This is a genomic window from Arthrobacter sp. SAFR-044, assembly GCF_051965175.1.
In the GTDB taxonomy this organism is placed as follows: domain Bacteria; phylum Actinomycetota; class Actinomycetes; order Actinomycetales; family Micrococcaceae; genus Arthrobacter.
Genome location: NZ_JBQCMK010000008.1, coordinates 18,482 through 40,136 on the forward strand (window position 1 = coordinate 18,482; position 21,655 = coordinate 40,136).

Here is a 21,655-nt window from a genome sequence, read left to right on the forward strand (position 1 = left end):
TCCTTCAGTCCAGGGGCTTGACCAGCCGGTGGTCAAAGAAGAAGACGCCGTACTGGGTCTTCACTCCTACTGACCGGCGGTCCTGCCACACGACGACCCCTTCGCGCCTGCCGCTGAAGGGGTCGTCGCCGATGACCGTGTCCCCAACCCGGTAGGGGCAGCGGGGGCTGAAGGCCGTCAGCGTCCGGCCCCATGCCCCGGCAAGTGCAGCCCCGAGGCTGAGGGGCCGGCCCATGCCGGTGAGATCCTGTACGTAGTCCTTGGCCATGTGACCAACTCCTCCAAGCGGCAGCCCGCCGCCTGCTAACGGTGCTGATCGGCGGAATGCTCCCAGCAGAGGATGGTCCTCCCATTCCGGCCGCCACCGTACGCAAACGCTATGCACTATTCACACCAGTCACACCAGTAACAGGTACTCGAGTTCTGGTGCCGGTACTACTTGGTCTTTTGGGTCCCGTTGATTATCTCGTCGGCGTTGTCGAACGCCCAGGCCACCAGCGGCACCAGGAGCGCGCTCAACTCGTAGCCCCGCTCCGTGAGGCTGTAGTCCACTCGTGGAGGGATGACCGGCTGCGCGTTCCTGCTGACCAGACCGTCGCGTTCCAGCGTCTTCAGCGTCTGTGCCAGCATTTTCTCGCTGATGCCCTCGGCCCGCCGTCGTAAATCGCTCCACCGCTGCTCACCCTCGGACAGGGCAACCAGGATCAGGACGCCCCATTTGCTGGTGACGTGGTCAAGGACGGTCCGGCTGGGGCACCCGGCCGCGAACACGCCGTCGGCAAATGCGGGAGGCAGGGGAGCTGCTTTCATGACCTCAGCTTACCCGGAGGTCAGTACCTTACTTCAAAGTGCGTACTCTCTTTCGGGAAGTTATCTGCGGGCGGGCCGGTTGTGCCCACTGACAGAGTAAAAGTTCCCGAAAGGAATCATTGTGAGCATCGTTGTTACAGGCGCCACCGGACAGCTTGGCCGCCACGTTCTTGAAGCCCTCCTGGAACGCGGCGTGCCGGCCGGAGATATCGTCGCGGCCGGCCGGTCCGTGGACAAGCTGGCAGGGTTCGCTGGGCGCGGGGTCCGCGTACAGCCAATGGACTATGCCGACGCCGGTTCAGTTGCCGCTGCCCTGAAGGGTGCCACGCGGGTGCTGCTGATCTCCGGCAGCGAAGTGGGACAGCGGGTGGACCAGCACCGCACCGTCATCGACGCCGCCAGGGCCGAGGGTGTGGAGCTGCTTGCCTATACCAGCATCGCCAACGCGGACACCACCGGTATGAGGCTGGCTGACGAGCACAAGGCCACTGAAGCCCTGCTGCGCGAATCGGGCGTTCCCTTCGTGCTGCTGCGCAACGGCTGGTACCTGGAAAACTACACGGAGCAGCTGCCCGGGACGCTCGCGCAGGGAGCCGTTGCAGGGAGTGCCGGAGACGGCAAGGTCAGCGGTGCCTCGCGGCTCGACTACGCCCATGCGGCTGCCGCGGTGCTGGTGGCCGACGACCAGGCCGGCAAGGTCTACGAACTGGGCGGCGACGAGGCGTTCAGCATGGCGGACCTCGCGTCGGAGATCAGCGCGGCCACCGGAAAGGCCATCAGCTACAACGACCTCCCCGCGGAGGACTACGCGGGCCTGCTCACGTCCGTGGGTGTCCCGGAGGCTTTCGCGGAAATCCTTGCGGACTCCGACCTGGGCATCGCGCGCGGCGATCTCCTGGTGAGCACCGGCGACCTCCGCCGGCTGATCGGGCGCCCGACGACGTCCCTCGGCCAGGCGGTTCGGGCCGCCGCTGCTGCCGCTTAGGGCACCGGAACGGCAAGGTGTCCGGCCCCTGTTTGGGGACCGGGCACCTTTGTCTTTTAACCTTTGGGCAGGGGACGGGCGTTATTCGCCGCTGCGGGGAGCCCCGACCACCGGCAGCGGCGACGTTTCGTCCTCAAGGTGGGCCCGGCGTCGTCCGTCACCCTTGATCCACAGGCGGTACGCCAGGACCAGCAGCCCCAGCCACACCACGCCAACGTACAGGGCGATCCGCGTATCCTCGAAGGCCCCCAGCACGGCGATCACGAGGACCATGAACGCGATGGTGAGGACAGAGGCGGCCGGCCACCACGGGGATGGGAATTCCGACGCCGGCAGGCCCTTCCGCGCGATTTCCCGCTTCATGGCCACATGCGACGCCAGGATCATCACCCATACCCACACGGTGGCGAAGGTGGCGATCGATGCAATAACCAGGAACACGTCCTCTGGAATGACAGCATTGAGGACCACGCCCACCAGCAGGATTCCGGCCATCATCACCACGGTCATCCAGGGGACTCCGTGTCGTGAGACCTTCCCGAAGGCGGCGGGTGCGTGGCCCTGGTTGGAGAGCCCGAAGAGGATGCGCCCGGCACCGAAGATGTCGCTGTTGATGGCCGAAAGCGCCGCCGTGATGACCACTGCATTGAGGATGTGCGGTGCCGCCGGGATGCCAAGGCTGCTGAAGATCTGCACGAACGGGCTGCCGGTGGTGCCAACCTGGTCCCAGGGGAAGAGGCTCATCAGGACGCCCAGGGTCAGGACGTAGAACAGCAGCACGCGCACGGGGACGGTGTTGACGGCCTTGGGGATGACCTTCTTGGGATCCGCTGCCTCACCGGCCGTGATGCCGAGGGTTTCGATCCCGCCGAAGGCAAACATCACCACGGCGAAGGATGCCAGCAGGCCTTCGAAGCCGTTCGGGAACAGGCCGCCGTGGTCAACGAGGTTGCCCAGTCCGGGCGCCACGCTGGAATCCGCGGCCTGGAAGCCGAAAACGATGATGGCCGCGCCGCCGGCGATCATCGCGATGATGGCTGCGACCTTGATCAGCGAGAACCAGAACTCCAGCTCGCCGAAGACCTTAACGCTGAGCAGGTTCAGCGCGGCCAGGAAGCAGATGACGGCCAGGATCCAGATCCACCGGTCCACCTGCGGGAACCAGAATCCCATGTAGATGCTGAAGGCTGTCACGTCGGCGATGGCTACGATCGCCATCTCGAACACGTATGTCCAGCCGGTCACGAAGCCGGCCAGGGGGCCAAGGTAGCGGCTCGCGTACTGGCTGAAGGAGCCGGACACCGGGTGCCGAACCGCCATCTCGCCCAGCGCCCGCATCACCATGAACACGGCCGCGCCACCGATGATGTAGGCCAGCAGGACGGCCGGCCCTGCTTTCTGGATGGCGGAGGCGGAGCCGTAGAAGAGGCCCGTGCCGATGGCCGAGCCCAGGGCCATGAAGCGGATGTGCCGGATATTGAGGCCCCTGTTGAGGACCTGTCCGACGACGGCTGCCGGCTTTTGCGTTTCCACCGGACTTTGGGTCCGGGTTGGGGTGGGTTGCATAGAGTTACCTTCTCGTCTTTGGGAGGGGAGCCGGTAACCAGCAGACCATTTCCGTGTCCGTCGTGATGAGGCTCACGCAGGGTTGGTGTCTTCGGTTCCAGACTGTCGCCGCCAACTCGAGCTGCGACGGGGCGCAGCCGGGAGTCCTGTCCGCCATGGATTGTCAGACCCTCGCGCGATGATGTGTTTATGGGAAGGGCAGCGGTGGCCAGGGCATATGAGGAGATCCGGGCTGCTCTTGCTGTGCTCAACGGCGAGACCCAGGGCTCCGGTTCGGAGCCGTTCCGGGCGGGTGATCCGTTGGCTGGTTTGGCGGATGGTTGCCTTGACATTCTTGCCGGGTGCCGGGAGGTGGAATCAGGGATCGCCGCGTTGAAGGCTAAGGCTGCGGTAAGGTACGCCATTACCGCTGACGCTGTTGCAGGGCCGGATACGCCGGTGCAAGCACAGGACATGGCGGTCGCGGCGGAGATCGGTTGTGTGCTGGCCTTGGGGCCGCGGGCGGCGTCATCGTTCCTGGCAATCTCGCACGCCGTTGTTACCTCGTTGCCGCGGACCCTTGCGGGGCTGCAGGCAGGGACGTTGTCGTGGCAGCACGCGGTGGTGATGGCCGATGAGGCCGCGTGTCTGGATTCTGCGGGGGCGGCGGCCTTGGAAGCGCATTTCTTGGACCCGGATGCACCTGACGCGGCGCGTGGGTGCCCTGCTTGGGAGATGCCGGCGCACCGGTTCAGGGCCAAGGCCAGGACGTGGCGGGAACGTCACCACTCGGAAAGCATTGAGAAGCGCCATGCCAAGGGGGTGGCTGAGCGGCGGGTGGAGTTCCGGCCGGACCAGATTGGGGATGGCCTGGCTGTCGGCCTGCCTGCCCGCGGACCAGGCGTTGGCCGGGTGGAACCGGCTCACCGCCATCTCCCGCAGCATGCAGGGCCCGGAAGAGTCCCGGAGCATGCCGCAGCTGCGGGCCGACAACTTTGTTCATGCGGTTCTTGGCGGCGCCAGTATCACCCAAGGCGGTGGTACCTGTGCCACGCCCTTATCCGACGCAGTCAGCGACGACGAGGCTGCCCCCAGGGACGGCGCGGGCGACACTGCCGCCGCCGGTGTGGGTGTCGATGACAGTGGTGCTGGGAATGCCGGCGCTGTCCGGCAGCCCTGGTCTTCGCCGATCCGCGCCCAGGTCCTGTTCACGGTCCCGGTGTTCTCCCTAATGGGGTTGACCGATGAGCCGGCGATGCTGGACGGGTCCGGGCCCATCCCGCCGTCGATGGCACGGGACCTGGTCGCGAGCGGCGCCGGGTCGTTTTACCGGGTGCTGGTGGATCCGCGGGACGGGGCGCCGCTTGAGATCGGGCGGACGAGCTACCGGGTGACCGGCGCGATGCGGGCCTGGCTAAGAATGCGGGATGGTAAATGCCCCTTCCCGGGCTGCAGCAACAACTCCCTGGACAACGACGCCGACCACATCCTCGGCTGGGCCAACGGCGTGACCACCGGGATCAGCAACCTGGGCCAGCCCTGCCCGAAATACCACAAACTCCGCCACACCACGGGCTGGAAACCAACCCCGGCCACCAGAAATGAGCCACCCGGCTGGACCTCACCCGCCGGCCGCCTCTACGCAAGCGAACACCAGGACTGGGAACCACCACGATGGCCCGAGGGTCTGTCAGTCGGCGGCATCGACGTCGTTCATCACCGAGGGTCGCCTTGGGAGGATGCCCTGGCCCGGTTCCTGCGCGCCCACTCCTAACGTCCCGGCTGCCAGTGGAGTTCCGTCCTGCTCCCGGAGGCTTTGTCTGGGACCCCAGACACTTGGCGTTCAGTTGGCCCTGCACCAACTGCCCAAGAGGGCGCAAGCTTAAGTACGGGATACCGGACAGAGCTAGCCAGAAAGACCACTCCACTCCATGAGCACTGCACTAAGCGCCGCAACACGGGGCTCCGCAACATCAACCGCCGAAGCCCAGGCTCCCCGGACATCCGGCAAGGCGTCGTCGAAAGTTCCCGCCGCGGAAAACACCCTGCGCATCCTCAAGCTGTTGGCTTCGCGGCGGGGTCCCATGGCGGCATCCCAGATCGCTTCCAACCTGGACCTGCCGCGGTCAAGCGTCTATCACCTGCTTGGGGTGATGGAGGCGAATGGCTTTGTCCTGCATCTCCACGAGGAGCAGCGGTACGGGCTGGGCATCAGTGCCTTCGAGCTCAGTTCCGCCTACTCCCGGCAGGAGCCGTTGTCGCGCCTCGGCCGGCCCCTGCTTGCGAGCCTCGTGGACGCAATTGGCGAGAGCGCACACCTCGCGGTGCTGCACGGGCGGGACGTGCTCTACATCGTGGAGGAGCGGGCCAAGAACCGCCCGTCCCTGGTGACCGACGTCGGCGTCCGCCTTCCCAGCCACCTCACCGCCAGCGGCCGCGCCATCCTGGCCGCACTGCCCAAATCCCAGGTGCGCGCGCTCTACCCCAACGCTGCTGCCTTCAGTGCACGGCACGAGGTGGAGGGCGCCATCATGAAGTACTCGGCCCTCTCCTCGCACCTGGACCAGGTGCGGCAGCGAGGGTACGCCACCGAGCACGGAGAAGTGACCCCCGGCTTCGGGTCCATCGCCGCCGCTGTCACCGATCATCTGGGCTGGCCGACGGCGGCCGTGGCAGTCACCTTCCTGGAAGACAAACTGGCTCCGGAAGAATGGCCGGTGCTTGCTGCCCGAGTCCAGAAGGTGGCGGATGAGCTCAGGGTCCGGATCCACGGACGGCCCGTCAAGTAAATGCCCGGCAACTGAATGCCCGGCAAATGCGCGCAGCAGGAATGAGCTTCGAGCCGCGTCTGGCATCCCGGACAGCGCCCATGCAAAAGCCCTGTGAAGAGGGTTTCCAAAGGGCTTTAGTGGATACAGAACTTCTTTCCTCCAACAGACACCACCAGAAGGAGCCCACCATGGCACCCGCCGATTTCACTACCGGTGCCCGCCCGGTCAAAGCAGCCCGCGGCACCGAGCTCACCGCCAAGTCCTGGCAGACCGAAGCGCCCCTGCGCATGCTGATGAATAACCTGGACCCCGAGGTCGCAGAACGCCCGGATGACCTGGTGGTCTACGGCGGTACCGGCCGCGCCGTCCGTTCCTGGGCCGCTTTCGACGCCATCACCCGCACGCTGGAAACCATGGAAAAGGACGAAACCCTCCTGGTCCAGTCCGGCAAGCCGGTGGGCGTGTTCCGCACCAACGAGTGGGCGCCCCGCGTGCTGCTGGCCAACTCCAACCTGGTGGGCGACTGGGCCACGTGGCCGGAATTCCGCCGCCTGGAGGCCGAAGGCCTGATGATGTACGGCCAGATGACCGCCGGGTCCTGGATCTACATCGGCACCCAGGGTATCCTGCAGGGCACCTTCGAAACGTTCGCCGCGATCGCCCGGAAGCTGTCGGGCGACGAGGACGGCACCCTCGCGGGCACCCTGACCCTGACCGGTGGCTGCGGCGGCATGGGCGGCGCCCAGCCGCTCGCCGTCACCCTGAACGAGGGCGCCTGCCTGATTGTCGACGTCGACGAGTCCCGCCTGCGCCGGCGCGCCGGCAAGCGCTACCTGGATGAGGTCGAAACCGACCTCGATGCCGCGATCGCCAAGGTGCTCAAAGCCAAGGAGGAGCGCCGCGGCTGGTCCGTAGGCTACGTGGGCAACGCCGCCGAGGTCTTCCCGGAGATCCTGCGCCGCCACAAGGCGGGCGAGCTCACCGTTGACATCGTCACCGACCAGACCTCCGCGCACGATCCGCTCAGCTACCTGCCCGAGGGCATCACGGTGGACGAGTGGCACCGTGAGGCTGCAGCCGATCCGGAAGGCTTCACCAAGAAGGCCCAGGCCTCCATGGCGCGGCACGTGCAGGCCATGGTGGAATTCCAGGACGCCGGCGCCGAGGTCTTCGACTACGGCAACTCCATCCGCGACGAGGCACGCAAGGGCGGCTACGATCGTGCCTTCGAGTTCCCCGGCTTCGTTCCCGCCTACATCCGGCCGCTCTTCTGCGAAGGCCTGGGCCCGTTCCGCTGGGTGGCCCTCTCCGGCGACCCTGAGGACATCCGCGTCACGGATGAGGCCATCAAGGAGCTGTTCCCCGAGAACAAGCACCTGCACCGCTGGATCGACGCCGCCCAGGAACGGGTGGAATTCGAAGGCCTGCCGGCCCGCATCTGCTGGCTGGGCTACGGCGAACGCGCCAAGGCCGGCCTGCTCTTCAACCAGCTCGTCAAGGAAGGCAAGGTCAAGGCCCCCATCGTCATCGGCCGCGACCACCTGGACTCCGGCTCGGTGGCCTCCCCGTACCGCGAAACCGAGGCCATGGCGGACGGCTCCGACGCCATCGCCGACTGGCCGATGCTGAACGCCCTCCTCAACACGGCCTCCGGTGCCACCTGGGTGTCCCTGCACCACGGCGGCGGAGTGGGCATCGGCCGCTCCATCCACGCCGGCCAGGTCTCCGTCGCCGACGGCACCGACCTCGCCGCCGAAAAGCTCGAACGCCTCCTCACGAACGATCCCGGCATGGGCGTCATCCGCCATGCCGACGCCGGCTACGAGCGCGCCCTCGACGTCGCCAAGGAACGCGGCGTCCGGATTCCCATGCTCCCCACGGACTCCCTAACCTCGCAAGCTCGGCCAGGGAACCCTGTCCGCGTGGCCCCATAAAATCGCTGACCCGGCCAAACCCCGCATCGATTGCTCCGTAAGTGTCGTTTAGAGTCCCGAAAACGACAGGTACGGAGCAGTCGATGGAACCTCTTCAAGGAACCTAAATTGACTATCCTCACCCACGAACCGCTGACCGTCACCCTTGGGTCCGCCGGCGTCACGCCCCAGGATGTACTCGCCGTCGCGCGCCATGACGCAAAGGTCACCATTTCGCCGGAGGCCCTGGAAACCGTGGCCAAGGTCCGCGCCCACATCGACGACCTCGCCTCCAGCGACACCCCTGCCTACGGCATCTCCACCGGCTTCGGCGCCCTGGCCAACCGCCACATCCCCAACGAACTCCGCACCCAGCTGCAGAAGTCCCTGATCCGCAGCCACGCGGCAGGCATGGGGCCGGCAGTTGAGCGGGAAGTGGTCCGCGGCATCATGTTCCTGCGCGCCAAGACACTGGCGTCCGGCCGCACGGGCGTCCGTCCGGTGGTCCTGCAGACCATGGTGGACGTCCTCAACGCCGGGATCACGCCGGTGGTCCGCGAGTTCGGCTCCCTGGGCTGCTCGGGTGACCTGGCCCCGCTGTCACACTGCGCCCTGGTCCTGATGGGTGAAGGGGAAGCGGAAGGGCCCGACGGCGTCACATACGGTGGGCGCGGCGGGCGGCCGGTCGCCGAGCTGCTTGCAGAGCACGGCATCGAGCCCGTCACCCTCGCTGAAAAGGAAGGGCTGGCGCTGGTCAACGGCACGGAGGGCATGCTGGGCATGCTCCTCATGGCCATCGCGGACCTTCGCCAGCTCCTGGCGACGGCGGACATCACCGCCGCGATGAGCGTTGAGGCCCTGCTGGGCACTGACCAGGTGTTCCTGCCCGAGCTGCACGCCGCGCTGCGGCCGCACCCGGGGCAGGCGGCCAGCGCAGACAACATGCGCCGCGTGCTCTCGGACTCGCCGATTGTCGCCTCCCACAAGGTGGGGGACTCCCGCGTGCAGGACGCCTACTCGCTGCGCTGCGCCCCGCAGGTTGCCGGTGCTGTCCGCGACACCGTGGACCACGCCGAACTGGTGGCTACCCGGGAACTGGCGGCAGCCATCGACAACCCGGTGGTGCTTCCCGACGGCCGCGTCAGTTCAAACGGCAACTTCCACGGCGCGCCGGTGGCGTACGTCCTGGACTACCTGGCCATCGCCGTCGCGGACCTGAGCTCCATCGCTGAACGCCGGACGGACCGGATGCTCGACCCCGCCCGTTCACACGGCCTTCCGGCGTTCCTCGCGGCTGATCCGGGGGTGGACTCCGGCCTCATGATCGCCCAGTACACCCAGGCCGGCCTGGTCTCGGACAATAAGCGGCTGGCCGTGCCGGCATCGGTGGACTCCATTCCGAGCTCCGCCATGCAGGAGGACCATGTGTCCATGGGCTGGCACGCGGCGCGGAAGCTGCGCAAGGCCGTGGAGAACCTCCGCCGTGTCCTGGCCATCGAACTGGTGACCTCGGCACGGGCCCTGGACATCCGCACGCAGCTCTCCGGCGGCGTGCTGACCCCGGGACCTGCGGGCGCTGCGGTGGTGGCAGCGCTCCGCGAGGTGGTGGAGGGGCCGGGGACGGACCGTTTCCTGTCCCCGGAACTCGAAGCGGCTGACCGGCTGGTCGCATCAGGGGAGGTGCGGGCGGCGGCCGAATCCGCCGTCGGGCCCCTCGCCTGAAACCGAAGGATCTTCAAGGCCTGCTGCGCATCCGTCCGAAGTGCGGAATTTCCGGCGCCACGGCCCACCGTGGCGCCGGGAGTGTAGTAGAACTGAAGATGTAGTGAAAGTCACATCAAAGAGGCTGTGGCGGCAGAACGATACAAAGGGGTAGAAGTTCAAATGAAAGCACGTGGGGCAGTCCTGTCGAGGCGCAATGCCCATTCCGCCGCGGTATCCAACTGGAAGGCACTCCAGGCCGGGGACCGGGTCGAGATCATCAAGCATGCGCATGTGGTGGCAGCCGGGGAGGTGGAAGAGGTGTCGCAGAGCGGCAACGTCCTCTGGCTCGTGCCGGCTGGGCCCTCAGGTCCGGCCGAGAAGCAGCTCTTCCTGAAGTCCGACGGCGTTCAGGTCCGCCGCGGCTAGCAGTCCGGCCGGCAGCACCGAGCAACAAAAATCCCCGCACACCGTAACGGCGTGCGGGGATTTTTGTGGTTTTGGTCAGGCGGCGATGGACTCGTACGTTTCGCCAAACGGTACAGATTCATCCAGGGCTACCGTGTAGCGTCCCGGGTGCAGCCTGGTGACCAGGATGCCGCAGGCGGCCTCCTGTGCTGCAACCTCAATCAGTTCGGCCACCGCCTCTTCCAGTCCGGCGTGGACCTCATCGGCGCTGGAAAACTCCAGGCTGATGGACCGCGGGGCGGGTCCGTCGACGGTCTGGGCAGCGGTGGGAACGTGCTCCATGGTGGCTGTAGTCATGTACTGAACTTTCTGTGTTTCGTGCCAGGATGGCGTCACCATTCTACCGGCTGCTTCCGTCATACGTCAGATGACTGTCCTTTCCCAGGAAACGGAGACGGTCATAAAGCGTTCTGTTCCCGGCGCCAAAGGGAAATCAAGGACCATGGAAGCGGGTACCAGAGGGCCTGGAACCCGTATCGATACAGCTTGAGGAGAATCCGGTATGAGAATCATGCGCCTGGGCGAAATCGGCAGCGAACAGCCCGCCGTCCTGACGCCCTCAGCGGACGGCGCCGACCGGTATTTCAGCCTTCTGCCCCTTACCGCTGACGTGAACTGGGCATTCCTTGCCGCCGGCGGCCTGGACAAGGTCAGGGCCGCGCTGGAGGCGGGGGAGCTGCCGGTCCTGGAAGGGGCCGCTGAGCTCAGGGTTGGTTCCCCTGTGGCGCGGCCGGGCTCTGTAGTGGGCATTGGGATGAACTATGCCGCCCACGCCGCGGAATCGGGTGCGGAGCCGCCTACCATTCCCGTGGTCTTCCTCAAGCCCAGCAACACGGTCACCGGCCCCTTCGACCCGGCCCCGCTTCCGCCCCGCTCCACGCAATACGACTGGGAGGTGGAACTCGGGATCGTGATCGGCAGGGAGGCCAGCTACCTCGGCTCAACGGAGGAAGCTGCAGCCTGCATTGCCGGCTACGTCACTGCCAATGACTTTTCTGAACGGGAGTACCAGCTGCCGGGAGCCGCGGGCCAGTGGACCAAGGGAAAATCGCTTCCCGGGTCAACGCCCCTCGGTCCGTGGCTGGTTCCGGCAGCTGAAACCGACGGCGGGAACCTGAGGCTGCGCAGCTGGGTGAACGGTGAGCCGCGGCAGGATTCAACGTCGGCAGAGCTCATTTTCGATGCGCCCACGCTGGTCCACCACTGCAGCCAGTACATGCGGCTGGAGCCGGGCGACGTGATCCTCACCGGGACCCCGCAAGGCGTGGCCTTAAGCGGCCGTTTCCCCTACCTCCAGCCCGGCGACGTGGTGGAGGTAGAGGTGGAGGGCCTGGGCCGCCAACGCCAGGAGCTGTACCGGACCCGGGCGGCCACAGCGGTTTAGACCGCTTTCACGGCCAGGACCGGGCAGTCCGCTTCCAGCAGGATGCGCTGGGACGTGCTGCCCATGATCAGCTTGCCCACCGGGGTGCGGCGGCGCAGGCCGATCACGATCAGGTCGGCATTGTGCTCCTCGGCGGCATCCAGCACCTCGGCGGCGGCGTCATGGCCGCGGACGGGCCGCTTGACCAGGTACTGGATCCCCTGGCTGGCCAGCCGCTGCTCGATGTCCTGGATGTCGCCTTCCTGGGCAAAGCGGTTGTCCACGGCTGCCTCGCCCTTGGAGGAGTTGATCAGCACCAGGGTGGTGTTGCTCTTCCGTGCCTCGGTGATGGCCTGCGTCAGGGCAGCTTCGCCCTCGGGGGTCGGGACGTATCCCACAACGACCGTCATGGTGTCTCCTTGTTTCTGCTCGACATGGGTAGGTGGCTTTGGTGCGGCTGCTTAGTCACTGTAATCCGCTGCACCCGAGTTCGCGGGGAGCAGCGGCCGGCGCTCCGGCCGGTTGCGGCGGAACAGCTTGTAGACAAAGGGCCAGAGCAGGATGAGGCCAATGATGACATAGATGCCGACGGCGATCGGCTCACCAAGCAGCCCTGCCGGGTCGCCGGCGCTCAGCTGGAGGGTCTTGCGGAGCTGCCCTTCGATCCGCGGGCCCAGGATCACGCCGAGGATCAGCGGCAGCACGGGAAGCCCGAAGCGCCGCATCATGAACCCGAGTGCGCCCAGGACCAGCAGGATCACCAGGTCGAACGCCTGCAGGTTCACCGAGTAGGCGCCAAGCGTGGCGAAGAACAGGATGCCCGCGTACAGGTACGGCCGGGGCAGCTGGAGCAGCTTGGCCCAGAGCGGTGCCAGCGGCAGGTTGATAATCAGGAGCAGCAGGTTGCCGATGAACAGGCTGGCGATCAAGGCCCACACCAGGGGCCCCTGGCTTTCGAAGAGCTGTGGACCCGGCTGGATGCCGTAGCTCGTGAAGGCAGCCAGCATCACGGCCGCGGTGGCGTTCGTGGGCAGTCCCAGCGCCAGCATGGGGGTCAGGGTGCCGGCGGCCGCAGCGTTGTTGGCTGCTTCCGGACCGGCCACGCCTTCGATGGCGCCCTTGCCGAACTCTTCGGGGTGCTTGCTGAGGCGTTTTTCCGTCACGTAGGACAGGAACGTGGGGATCTCGGCGCCACCGGCCGGCAGGGCACCGAACGGGAAGCCGAAGGCGGTGCCGCGCAGCCACGGCCTCCAGGAGCGCTTCCAGTCGGACTTGCCCATCCACGGCTGACCCACCGGGATGGCGTGCAGGGGAGTGCGGCGCAGGTGTGCCGCCACCCAGAGGGCCTCGCCCACGGCGAAGATGGCCACGGCCACCACCACGATGTCCAGGCCGTCCGCCAGGAGCGGCTGGCCGAACGTCAGGCGGCGCTGGCCGGTCACGGAGTCCATGCCCACCAGGCCGATGGCCAGGCCGAGGCCCAGGGAGGCGAAACCGCGCAGCCGGGACGAGCCGAGTACGGCCGTGACGGCCAGCAGGGCCAGCACCATGATGGCGAAGTAGCTGGGGGCGCCCAGGCTCACGGCGAACTTCACCACGATCGGTGCGCAGACGGCCAGCAGTGCCGTGCCGATGGTGCCGGCGACGAATGAGCCGATTGCCGCCGTCGCAAGTGCCTGTGCCGCGCGGCCAGCCTTGGCCATCTTGTTGCCTTCGATGGCCGTGACCACCGAGGACGACTCACCGGGGGTGTTGAGGAGGATGGAGGTGGTGGAGCCGCCGTACATGCCGCCGTAGTAGATGCCGGCGAACATAATGAAGGCGCTGGTGGGTTCCAGGGCGTACGTGACGGGAAGCAGCAGGGCCACGGTCATGGCCGGGCCCAGGCCCGGGAGGACGCCGACGGCGGTGCCCAGGATGACGCCGATCACGGCGTACAGGAAATTCATGGGGGTGAGGGCGGTGGCGAAGCCGTCCATCAGGGAGGACCAGACGTCCATTTAGAGGATTCCTTCCAGGAGGCCGGCCGGCAGTGCGATGCCCAGGCCGAGGTAGAAGCCGTAGAAGGTCAGCAGGGACAGGGCCACGGAGATCAACCCGTCCCGGACAAAGTGGCGGCTGCCCAGGGCCAGGACGCTGCCCCAGAACAGGACCGTTCCGGAGACCACCCAGCCGGCCCAGTCGATGAGCAGGATGTTCAGGATGAAGGCACCGGCCAGCGGCAGGACGGTCTTCCAGTCGGCGGGGTGCGCCAGGTCGACGTCCTCGCCGCCCTCGGCCTCACCCTTGCCGCCGCGCAGGACGTTGATGGCCAGCAGGACGGCGCAGACCACCAGCATCCCGGCCACGATGAACGGGACGGTCTTGGGCCCAACCGGATCAGACTTCGAATACGGGGTTACCAGGCCGTTGGCGTCAAGGAAGACCAAGACGCCGGCCGCCCCGAGCAGGAGTGCAACTCCCAGCTCGGAGCGGCCTTTGAGACCTGTGGTCAGGGACGTCACGCCAGCCCAAGCTTGGTGAGGACGTCGGCCACCCGCTTGTCCTGCTCGGTCAGGAAGGTCTTGAACTGGTCGCCGGTGATGAAGGCATCGGTCCAGCTGTGGGTCTTCAACGCTTCCTTCCAGCCCTCAGTGCCGTGCATCTTCTCCAGGGCTGCGATCAGGGCCGCCTTATCCTTGTCGCTGATGCCCGGAGGGGCCACGACGCCGCGCCAGTTGGTGAATACCAGGTCGATGTTGGATTCTTTGAGCGTGGGTGCGTCAACGCCGTCAAGGCGCTTCTCGCCACTGGTGGCCAGGACGCGGACCTCGCCGGATTCGATCTGCTTCAGGTACTCGCCGGCGCCGGAAGCGGCGAAGCCCAGCTTGTTGCCCAGGATGGCGGGCAGGAGGTCGCCGCCGCCGTCGTAGGAGACGAAGTTGACCTTGGTGGCGTCGATGCCCACGGCACCCGCAAGCTGCATGGGCAGCAGGTGGTCCGGACCGCCGGGGGAGGAGCCGCCGCCCACGGAGATGGAGCCGGGATCTGCCTTCCAGGCCTTCACCAGGTCATCGATCGTCTTGTAGGGCGAATCCTTGCTGACCATGATGGCGCCGGGCTCTTCGATGAGGCGGGCCAGCGGGGTGGTGTCCGTCAGCTTTGACTCGGACTTGTTGGTATAGCTGGCACCCACAACGCCCAGGCCCATGAGCATGGCAAGGTCGCCGTTGCCCTTCTCGTTGACTATCCGGGCAAGGCCCACGGTGCCACCGGCGCCGGCCAGGTTGAACACCTCGGTGTTGGTGGAAATCTTCTCGTCATCGAGGACCTTTGCGGCGGCGCGGGCCGTGGTGTCGTAGCCGCCGCCGGGCGTGTTGGGGACCATGATCTGAAGGCCGGTGATGGGTCCGGCTGCGGCGCCGGAGCTTTCCGAACCGGTGGAGCTCTTGCCGGTGGCACCGCAGCCGGTGGCCATCAGGGCGATGCCGGCGGCGACGGCGGCAACTCGCAATGCGCGGATCTGGCGCATGTGTTCCTCTTCTCTCAAAAACAAATCTGGTCAGCACCGGCTTACTTGTGGTTCCGATGCCTTGTGGTTCCGATGCTAGGGGCGGCCGTGACGGTGATCACGCTTGTGTACGCAGAGAAAGTTGTGTTCATTGCGTTCACATTTCCGAATCCCCACAGCGGCCCTGCTGCGGGCTTTGGGATATAGTTCCCGGTACCACCCCAGGCGCTGCGCCCCATATTCCTGCGCGCACCGCGGCCTGCCCGATCCGCCGGACAACCCCTTGCCCTGCCGCAACACCAGGAAGACCATTGTGACTCGACGACGAGGAATGTCCCTTGCGGGGCAGTACCTTCTGCTGCAGTTGCTCATAGTCCTGGCGGTCCTGGTGGGCGTCGTTGCCATCTCCCTTGCCCAGTCCGCCGCAGCGTTTGAACGGATCGAGGGCCGGCGGGCCTTGTCGGCAGCGGAAGCTTTGGGCGGCAACCCGGTGGTGCGGGAACTCCTTCCGGAGACAGAGCCGCGCGGCGGGGCAGTACTGCCGGCCGTGGCGGAGTCCGTGCGGATCGTCTCCGGCTCGTCCCGGGTGGCGCTGGCACGTATCGACCGCACCGTAGTGGCGTCCTCTGATCCCAGCCTCCTCGGTGAGCCGTTGGAACTCGGTGCCAGCAGGGTGATGGAAGGCCGCGCCTGGACCGGAGTGGTGGGCGGGACCCCCGCCCCGCTCCTGTCGGCCCACGTTCCGGTCCTGGATGACACCGGGCGCATGATCGGCATCGCCTCCATCAGCCGCAACTATCCAACGGTGCTCGAACGCCTTGGCGACGCCGTCCCCAACCTCCTCACTTACCTGGGCGTAGCAAGTGTCCTGGGCATCGCGGGCTCGCTGCTGCTGTCCCGCCGCGTCAAGCGGCAGACGCTGGGAATGGAGCCGAGCGAAATCACCAGCCTGGTGGAAAACCGCGAGGCCATGCTGCACGGCCTCAAGGAGGGCGTCGTGGCGCTGGACCTGCACGAACGGATCACGGTGGCCAACCACAGTGCGCGTGCCCTTCTGGGCCTCCCGCCTGACTGTGTGGGCAAGCGCGTGGCCGCCCTCGCCGTCGAGCCCGCCCTCAAGGAAGTCCTCACCCGCGAGCAGCCGGGGCCGGACCAGTTGGTGCTGGTGGGCGACCGGCTGGTGGTGATGAACAGGATGCCCTTCCAGTCCCGCGGCCGGGTCGTCGGCTCGGTGACCACGCTGCGCGACCGGACGGAACTCTCGGAACTGGAGCATGAGCTCGGCACCACCCGCACCGCCACGGACACGCTGCGCGCCCAGGCGCACGAGTTCGCCAACCAGCTCCACGTCATCTCCGGCCTGATCCAAATCGGCGAGTACGATTCGGTAGTCCAGTTCGTCAACGGGGCCACCGTGGACCGGACCCGGCTCAATGACGAAGTGGGCGCCCGCATCAAGGACCCCGCGCTCGCCGCCCTGCTGATCGCCAAGTCGAGCCTCGCCACCGAACGGGGCGCGGCCCTGCAGCTGGACGCGGCCTCCGCGCTGGACAAGGTTGATGACGGGCTGTCCCGGGACCTCACCACCGTGGTGGGGAACCTGGTGGACAACGCGTTCGACGCCGTCACGGGGCTCCCGCAGGCAGCCGTCACGGTGCGGGTGGATGGCAAGGCCGGGGGAGACGTGGTGGTCACCGTGCGGGATAACGGCCCGGGTGTTCCCGGCGGCTCCACCGACCACATCTTCCGCCAGGGCTTCACCACCAAGGACCCTGGCCCGGCCGGCGGCCGCGGCTTCGGGCTGGCGTTGTCGCGGGCAGTGTGCCGCAGGAGCGGCGGGAACCTGACGGTGGCCAACGATAATGGGGCAGTCTTTACCGCCGTGCTGAAACGAGGGAGTACCAGGCCGTGATCAAGGTTTTGATCGTCGATGACGATTTCATGGTGGCCAAGGTGCATGCCGGCTTCATCCAGCGCACGCCCGGTTTCAGCGTGGTGGGGGCCGCCCATACCGGAGTGCAGGCCGTTGCCGAGACCGAACGCCTCCAGCCCGACCTGGTGCTGCTGGACATCCACCTGCCCGACATCAACGGCCTGGACCTGATGCAACGCCTCCGCGCTGTCGCTCCGGAGCTGGACGTGCTGGTGATCAGTGCCGCCCGCGAGGTCGAGACGGTCCGGAAAGCGCTGCGCGGCGGCATTGTCCACTACCTGATCAAGCCTTTCTCCCAAACAGACCTGCAGGAGAGGCTGGAGCACTACCGCAATGCCTACCAAGGCTTGGATGCGTCCAAGGACGTGGCCGAACAGTCGGACGTCAACCGCGTGTTCGGCCTGGACCGCGCTGAACGGCCGCTGCCCAAAGGCTGCAGCATCGAGACGCTGAAGCTGGTGGAGGCGGCCCTCAACGCTGCCGCCGGAGACGTGTCCGCGGCCGAGATGGCCGAGGAGTTGGGCACCTCCAGGGTCAGCGCCCGCCGCTACCTCGAATACCTGCACGACGAAGGAACGCTGGACGTTCGGCTCAAGTACGGGGTGGGACGGCCCGAACGCCGGTACGTCCTGAAGGCCTGACGGGGCCAAAAACCCACCGCCGGGCCAAGGCCGTCAGCGCAGCAGCGTGTCCACCAGCCTCGCCCCGGTCCGGGCCGTCCGGCCATCAATATCGAAGGCCGGATTGAGCTCCGCCACGTCCAGGTGCAGCAGCTTGCCGCTCCGCGCCACCTGCCGGCATACCGCCGAAATGACCGGAAGCGGCACGCCGTAGGCTGCCGGCGCGCTTACCCCGGGTGCCACCGCGGCGGGCAGCACGTCCAGGTCGATGGTCAGGTACAGGACGTCGATCTCCGCCAGGAAGGCCGTCACGAAGTCCCGCACCCGGTCCGCTTCACAGTCCTCGTCCAGCAGGTACCGGACGCCCAGCTTTTCCGCGGTGTCGAACAGGACCTGGGTGTTGTTCGGTTCCGAGATGCCGACGACGGTGTAGCGGAATTCGCGCCCGGCGTCCGCTTCCGCGCGGGCCATCTGCAGGAACGGCGTGCCGGAGCTCGCCACCGGCTCGTCGCGGAGGTCGAAGTGCGCGTCGAGGTTCAGGACGCCGAGGCGCTGCCCGCCTTGAACTGCGGCTGACGTGCTGACGCCGAGGTAACTGGCGTAGGCGGTTTCGTGGCCGCCACCCAGCACAACAGTCTGGTGGCCGGCGTCGAGCAGGGCTGCCAGCACCTGGCCAAGCCGTTCCTGGCCGGCCTCGAGGTCTTCCCCGGAGACCACTACGTCACCAGCGTCCGTCACCGCGCGGTCCAGATGGAAGGCCAGCGGGCCCAGCGCTTTCCGCAGCGCCGCCGGGGCGGCGGCTGCGCCGGTGCGCCCCTTGTTGCGGCGCACCCCCTCATCGCTGGCGAAGCCCAACAGGGCAGCGGGCCTGGTTCCCGGCGTGGGCTGTGCCGGACCGGAGCTGGTGACGGCCTGCCACCAGCGGCGGTGGCCAGGACCGTCACCGTCGAACCTGCCGGTCCAGGGCTGGGGCGGGACGTCGACGGCGGGAAGCTTGAGGGACATGACTCAAGCTCACCGCATGCCAAGCACGAAAACCAGCACCGCCGCCGTCGTCCTGTCCGGGATGCAAGAACCGGGTGCATCAGGCGCTCGCGGGGAACGGCCCGCCTGGTGGGTACGGGGAATAGGGTGGGACGGTTGGTCCGCAGCAGTTGCTGCGGGTCCTGCCCGCCGGCAATGAAACAATTCCAGGCTGGAGAGCCCATGTTTGAAGCCCCCGATATTCTCTTTGCCGCCGCGGGAGTGGCCGTGTTCATCGCGGCGGTCCTGCCCAAGCTGCTGCGCGATATACCCCTGTCCATGCCGATGGTCTTCCTGGGCGCAGGGATGGGTGCGTTTGCGCTGATCCCCTCGCTGCCGGACCCGGACCCCGTGGGACACAGCGACTTCGTCATGCACCTTGCGGAGGTTTGCGTCATCATCTCGCTGATGGGTGCAGGGCTGGCCCTGGACCGGCCGGTGGGACGCAGGCGCTGGTCCACCACATGGCGGCTCCTGGGCATCGCCATGCCGCTCTGCATTGTGGGCTTGACCCTGCTCGGCATGTGGTTCCTTGGCCTTGGGCTGGGCGCGGCGCTGCTGGTGGCGGCCAGCCTGGCGCCCACGGACCCCGTCCTGGCCTCGGAAGTGCAGGTGGGCGAGCCAGCCGACCAGGATGAATCCACGGACAAGGAGGACGAGGTCCGCTTCGGCCTCACCTCGGAGGCCGGGCTCAACGACGGGTTGGCGTTCCCGTTCGTGTACCTCGCCATTGCCATCAGCGTCGCCGGGGCCAGCCCGTCCGCCTGGTTCGCGGAATGGTTCGGGCTGGACGTGTTGTGGCGGCTTGCCATCGGGCTTCTCGTGGGCTTCCTGACCGGCAAGCTACTCGCCAGGCTGTTCTTCTCAACCCGCGCTGAAAGTCTGCGCCTGTCCAACCACTCTGAAGGGTTCGTGGCCTTGGCGGCGACGTTCCTGGCGTACGGGTTGACGCAGATGGTGGCGGGCTACGGGTTCATTGCGGTGTTTGTCTGTGCGGTGACCATCCGGGCTGCAGAACGTACCCACGGCTACCACCGGGTGCTCCACTCCTATGTGGAGCAGTTGGAACGGCTCCTGACGGTGGTGATCCTGGTCCTGCTCGGCGGTGCCATCGCCCGCGGACTGCTCGCCGGCATCGGGCCGGCGGAACTGCTGGTGGCACTTGCTTTCCTGCTGGTGGTGCGGCCGCTGGCGGGCTGGCTGGGCCTGCTGGGCGGCAAGACCGGCCCGCGGGAACGGGTGGCGCTGTCCTTCTTTGGCATCCGCGGAATCGGTTCCCTGTACTACCTGGCCTTTGCGCTGGGCGAAGGCCACTTCACGGGCCAGGCGCAGTGGCTCTGGTCCTTCATCGGGCTGGTGGTGGCGCTGTCCATCGTGATCCACGGCGCCACCACCTCGCCCCTGATGAACCGGCTCGACCGGCTGCGCCAGAAGAAGGCGCTGGCAGTGTCGGGCGACGAGGGGCTCGCCCCAAACACCCCGGTCTAGGCCCCCGGTCATGGAAACCCCGGTGTAAACAAAAGGGCTGGTACGGCAGACGCCGCACCAGCCCTTTCCTTGCGCAGGTGTTACTTCATCCCCAAAGCCGCCTCGATGGGGCCGATGGCGAAGAACAGCGCGAACGCAGCGGCTACGGCCCACATCAGCGGGTGGATGTCCCTGACCCTGCCCTGGACCGTGCGGATCAGGACGTAGGCGATGAATCCTGCACCCAGGCCGTTGGCGATGGAGTAGGTGAAGGGCATCAGGGTGAAAGTGAGGAACGCGGGGATGGCGATGCCCCAGTCCTGCCAGTCGATCTTGCCCACCTGGGAGACCATCATGAAGCCCACCACCACCAGTGCCGGGGCCACGGCCTCGAAGGGCACCAGGTTGATCAGCGGCGTGAAGAACATGGCCACCAGGAACAGCAGGCCGGTGACGATGGAGGCGACGCCCGTGCGGGCGCCTTCGCCGATGCCGGCACCGGCTTCGACGTAGATCTGGTTGGAGGAGACGGAGGCGCCGCCGCCGATAATGGCGCCGAGTGCGTCTACCTGGAGCACGCGGTCGACGTCGGGAATGTTGCCGTGTTCATCCACCGTGCCGGCTTCGTTGGCCAGGCCCACCATGGTGCCCATGGCGTCGAAGAAGATGCTCAGCAGGATGACGAAGGCCAGCAGCGAGGCGGCAACGAAGCCGAGGTGCTCGAACGCGCCGAACGGGTTGGCCTTGCCGATCAGGGAGAGGTCCGGTGCGGCCCAGCCGGAGAACGCCGGAGCCACCAGTGACCAGCCCTGCGGGTTGAAGTTCTTGCCGTCGAAGCTGGGGCCGATGTGCAGGGTCGTCTCAAGGATGACGGACAGCACCGTGGAGGTGATGATGCCGATCAGGATGGCGCCCTTGACCTTGCGCACCACCAGGGCGATGGTCAGGATCAGGCCGAACACGAACACTGCAGTGGGCCAGCCCAGGAGCTTGCCTTCAAAGCCCAGGCCAACCGGAACGGTGGTGCCTGCGACATCCGGGATGCGCCGGACGAACCCGGCGTTGACCAGGCCGATCAGGGCAATGAACAGGCCGATGCCGACAACGATGGCCGTCTTCAGGCCGTCCGGCACCGCCTTGAACACGGCGGTGCGGAAGCCGGTGAGGACCAGGATCAGCATGGTGACGCCGGAGAGGACCACCAGGCCCATCATGTCCGGCCAGGTGAGCCCCGGATTGGTGGCCACGGTGACGGCCACGAACGCGTTGACGCCCAGGCCGGTGGCCAGGGCGAAGGGGTGCCTCCCCCAGGCCCCCATGAGGATGGTAAGGATGCCTGCCACCAGTGCGGTCACGGCAGCCACTGCGGTGAAGCCCAGCGTGGTGCCGCTGGAGTCCGGGCCGGACAGGATCAATGGATTCAGTACCACGATGTAGCTCATGGCGAAGAACGTGGCGAACCCGCCGCGGATCTCGCGGGAAAGGTTGGAACCGCGCTCGGTGACCCTGAAATACCGGTCCAGGGCAGAGCCTTGCTTAAGCATTAGTCCTCCGGGGAAGTGTGTG

Annotated in this window: 19 protein-coding genes and 1 pseudogene; 10 read left to right on the forward strand and 10 right to left on the reverse strand. The window is 66.9% G+C overall.

Annotated elements, in window-relative coordinates; all coding sequences use genetic code 11:
• Positions 1–4: 4 nt before the first annotated feature.
• Together ACTHQS_RS13305 and ACTHQS_RS13310 are read right to left on the reverse strand one after the other, a co-directional pair.
• On the reverse strand, positions 5–268 hold the full coding sequence (locus tag ACTHQS_RS13305; protein ID WP_440169668.1) for a hypothetical protein: 264 nt from the start codon (positions 266–268) through the stop codon (positions 5–7).
• 167 nt (positions 269–435) lie between these two features.
• The gene (locus ACTHQS_RS13310; protein ID WP_440169671.1) at positions 436–810 is read right to left on the reverse strand and encodes a winged helix-turn-helix transcriptional regulator; all 375 of its coding nucleotides are present in this window, start codon (positions 808–810) and stop codon (positions 436–438) included.
• A gap of 121 nt (positions 811–931) precedes the next feature.
• Between ACTHQS_RS13310 and ACTHQS_RS13315 the strand changes: the two genes are divergently transcribed.
• Positions 932–1,795 (forward strand): SDR family oxidoreductase, encoded by an 864-nt coding sequence (locus ACTHQS_RS13315; RefSeq protein WP_440169673.1) that lies wholly within the window; start codon positions 932–934, stop codon positions 1,793–1,795.
• An 81-nt stretch (positions 1,796–1,876) separates the two neighbouring features.
• Here the strand turns inward: ACTHQS_RS13315 and ACTHQS_RS13320 are convergent, their stop codons facing one another.
• The gene (locus ACTHQS_RS13320; RefSeq protein ID WP_440169676.1) at positions 1,877–3,361 is read right to left on the reverse strand and encodes an amino acid permease; all 1,485 of its coding nucleotides are present in this window, start codon (positions 3,359–3,361) and stop codon (positions 1,877–1,879) included.
• A gap of 189 nt (positions 3,362–3,550) precedes the next feature.
• Between ACTHQS_RS13320 and ACTHQS_RS13325 the strand changes: the two are divergent.
• The 5 genes and pseudogenes from ACTHQS_RS13325 (at position 3,551) to ACTHQS_RS13345 (ending at position 10,154) form a co-directional block, all read left to right on the forward strand.
• Positions 3,551–5,114 (forward strand): annotated as a pseudogene (locus tag ACTHQS_RS13325) (DUF222 domain-containing protein).
• A gap of 157 nt (positions 5,115–5,271) precedes the next feature.
• The gene (locus ACTHQS_RS13330; RefSeq protein ID WP_440169678.1) at positions 5,272–6,129 is read left to right on the forward strand and encodes an IclR family transcriptional regulator; all 858 of its coding nucleotides are present in this window, start codon (positions 5,272–5,274) and stop codon (positions 6,127–6,129) included.
• Between the two features lie 170 nt (positions 6,130–6,299).
• The gene (hutU, locus tag ACTHQS_RS13335) at positions 6,300–8,045 is read left to right on the forward strand and encodes a urocanate hydratase (RefSeq protein ID WP_440169681.1); all 1,746 of its coding nucleotides are present in this window, start codon (positions 6,300–6,302) and stop codon (positions 8,043–8,045) included.
• Positions 8,046–8,153: 108 nt separating this feature from the next.
• Positions 8,154–9,746, forward strand: a complete 1,593-nt coding sequence (hutH, locus tag ACTHQS_RS13340) for a histidine ammonia-lyase (RefSeq protein ID WP_440169684.1) — start codon at positions 8,154–8,156, stop codon at positions 9,744–9,746.
• Between the two features lie 162 nt (positions 9,747–9,908).
• Positions 9,909–10,154 carry a hypothetical protein gene (locus ACTHQS_RS13345; protein WP_440169687.1) on the forward strand — a complete coding sequence of 82 codons (246 nt, stop codon included), beginning with the start codon at positions 9,909–9,911 and terminating at the stop codon, positions 10,152–10,154.
• Between the two features lie 75 nt (positions 10,155–10,229).
• On the opposite strand, the gene ACTHQS_RS13350 is transcribed toward ACTHQS_RS13345, so the two are convergent.
• A complete protein-coding gene (locus tag ACTHQS_RS13350; RefSeq protein WP_440169689.1) occupies positions 10,230–10,490 on the reverse strand; it encodes a hypothetical protein in 261 nt (86 codons plus the stop codon).
• A 205-nt stretch (positions 10,491–10,695) separates the two neighbouring features.
• Between ACTHQS_RS13350 and ACTHQS_RS13355 the strand changes: the two genes are divergently transcribed.
• Entirely contained in the window at positions 10,696–11,577 is an 882-nt protein-coding gene (locus tag ACTHQS_RS13355; protein WP_440169692.1) for a fumarylacetoacetate hydrolase family protein, read from the forward strand.
• Here the strand turns inward: ACTHQS_RS13355 and ACTHQS_RS13360 are convergent.
• From ACTHQS_RS13360 to ACTHQS_RS13375, 4 genes are read right to left on the reverse strand one after another with little or no spacing between them, the layout of a single operon-like run.
• Positions 11,574–11,966, reverse strand: a complete 393-nt coding sequence (locus ACTHQS_RS13360; RefSeq protein ID WP_440169694.1) for a universal stress protein — start codon at positions 11,964–11,966, stop codon at positions 11,574–11,576. The two genes, ACTHQS_RS13355 and ACTHQS_RS13360, sit on opposite strands and share 4 nt — an antisense overlap.
• A gap of 51 nt (positions 11,967–12,017) precedes the next feature.
• The gene (locus tag ACTHQS_RS13365; RefSeq protein ID WP_440169696.1) at positions 12,018–13,556 is read right to left on the reverse strand and encodes a tripartite tricarboxylate transporter permease; all 1,539 of its coding nucleotides are present in this window, start codon (positions 13,554–13,556) and stop codon (positions 12,018–12,020) included.
• Positions 13,557–14,060 carry a tripartite tricarboxylate transporter TctB family protein gene (locus ACTHQS_RS13370; protein WP_440169698.1) on the reverse strand — a complete coding sequence of 168 codons (504 nt, stop codon included), beginning with the start codon at positions 14,058–14,060 and terminating at the stop codon, positions 13,557–13,559.
• Positions 14,057–15,067, reverse strand: a complete 1,011-nt coding sequence (locus ACTHQS_RS13375; RefSeq protein WP_307431234.1) for a Bug family tripartite tricarboxylate transporter substrate binding protein — start codon at positions 15,065–15,067, stop codon at positions 14,057–14,059. Before ACTHQS_RS13375 ends, ACTHQS_RS13370 begins: the two co-directional genes overlap by 4 nt.
• 310 nt (positions 15,068–15,377) lie before the next feature.
• Here ACTHQS_RS13375 and ACTHQS_RS13380 point away from each other — a divergent pair, with 310 nt between their 5' ends.
• Complete coding sequence (locus ACTHQS_RS13380) at positions 15,378–16,958, forward strand: sensor histidine kinase (protein WP_440170125.1); 1,581 nt, start codon at positions 15,378–15,380, stop codon at positions 16,956–16,958.
• Positions 16,955–17,620 (forward strand): response regulator, encoded by a 666-nt coding sequence (locus tag ACTHQS_RS13385; protein ID WP_440169701.1) that lies wholly within the window; start codon positions 16,955–16,957, stop codon positions 17,618–17,620. The genes ACTHQS_RS13380 and ACTHQS_RS13385 overlap by 4 nt, the downstream gene beginning before the upstream one ends.
• Positions 17,621–17,653: 33 nt before the next feature.
• On the opposite strand, the gene hutG is transcribed toward ACTHQS_RS13385, so the two are convergent.
• A complete protein-coding gene (hutG, locus tag ACTHQS_RS13390) occupies positions 17,654–18,604 on the reverse strand; it encodes a formimidoylglutamase (RefSeq protein WP_440169703.1) in 951 nt (316 codons plus the stop codon).
• A gap of 201 nt (positions 18,605–18,805) precedes the next feature.
• Here hutG and ACTHQS_RS13395 point away from each other — a divergent pair, with 201 nt between their 5' ends.
• Positions 18,806–20,110 carry a cation:proton antiporter gene (locus ACTHQS_RS13395; protein ID WP_440169705.1) on the forward strand — a complete coding sequence of 435 codons (1,305 nt, stop codon included), beginning with the start codon at positions 18,806–18,808 and terminating at the stop codon, positions 20,108–20,110.
• Between the two features lie 80 nt (positions 20,111–20,190).
• Here the strand turns inward: ACTHQS_RS13395 and ACTHQS_RS13400 are convergent, their stop codons facing one another.
• Positions 20,191–21,633 (reverse strand): NCS2 family permease, encoded by a 1,443-nt coding sequence (locus ACTHQS_RS13400; protein ID WP_440169707.1) that lies wholly within the window; start codon positions 21,631–21,633, stop codon positions 20,191–20,193.
• Positions 21,634–21,655: the final 22 nt, after the last annotated feature.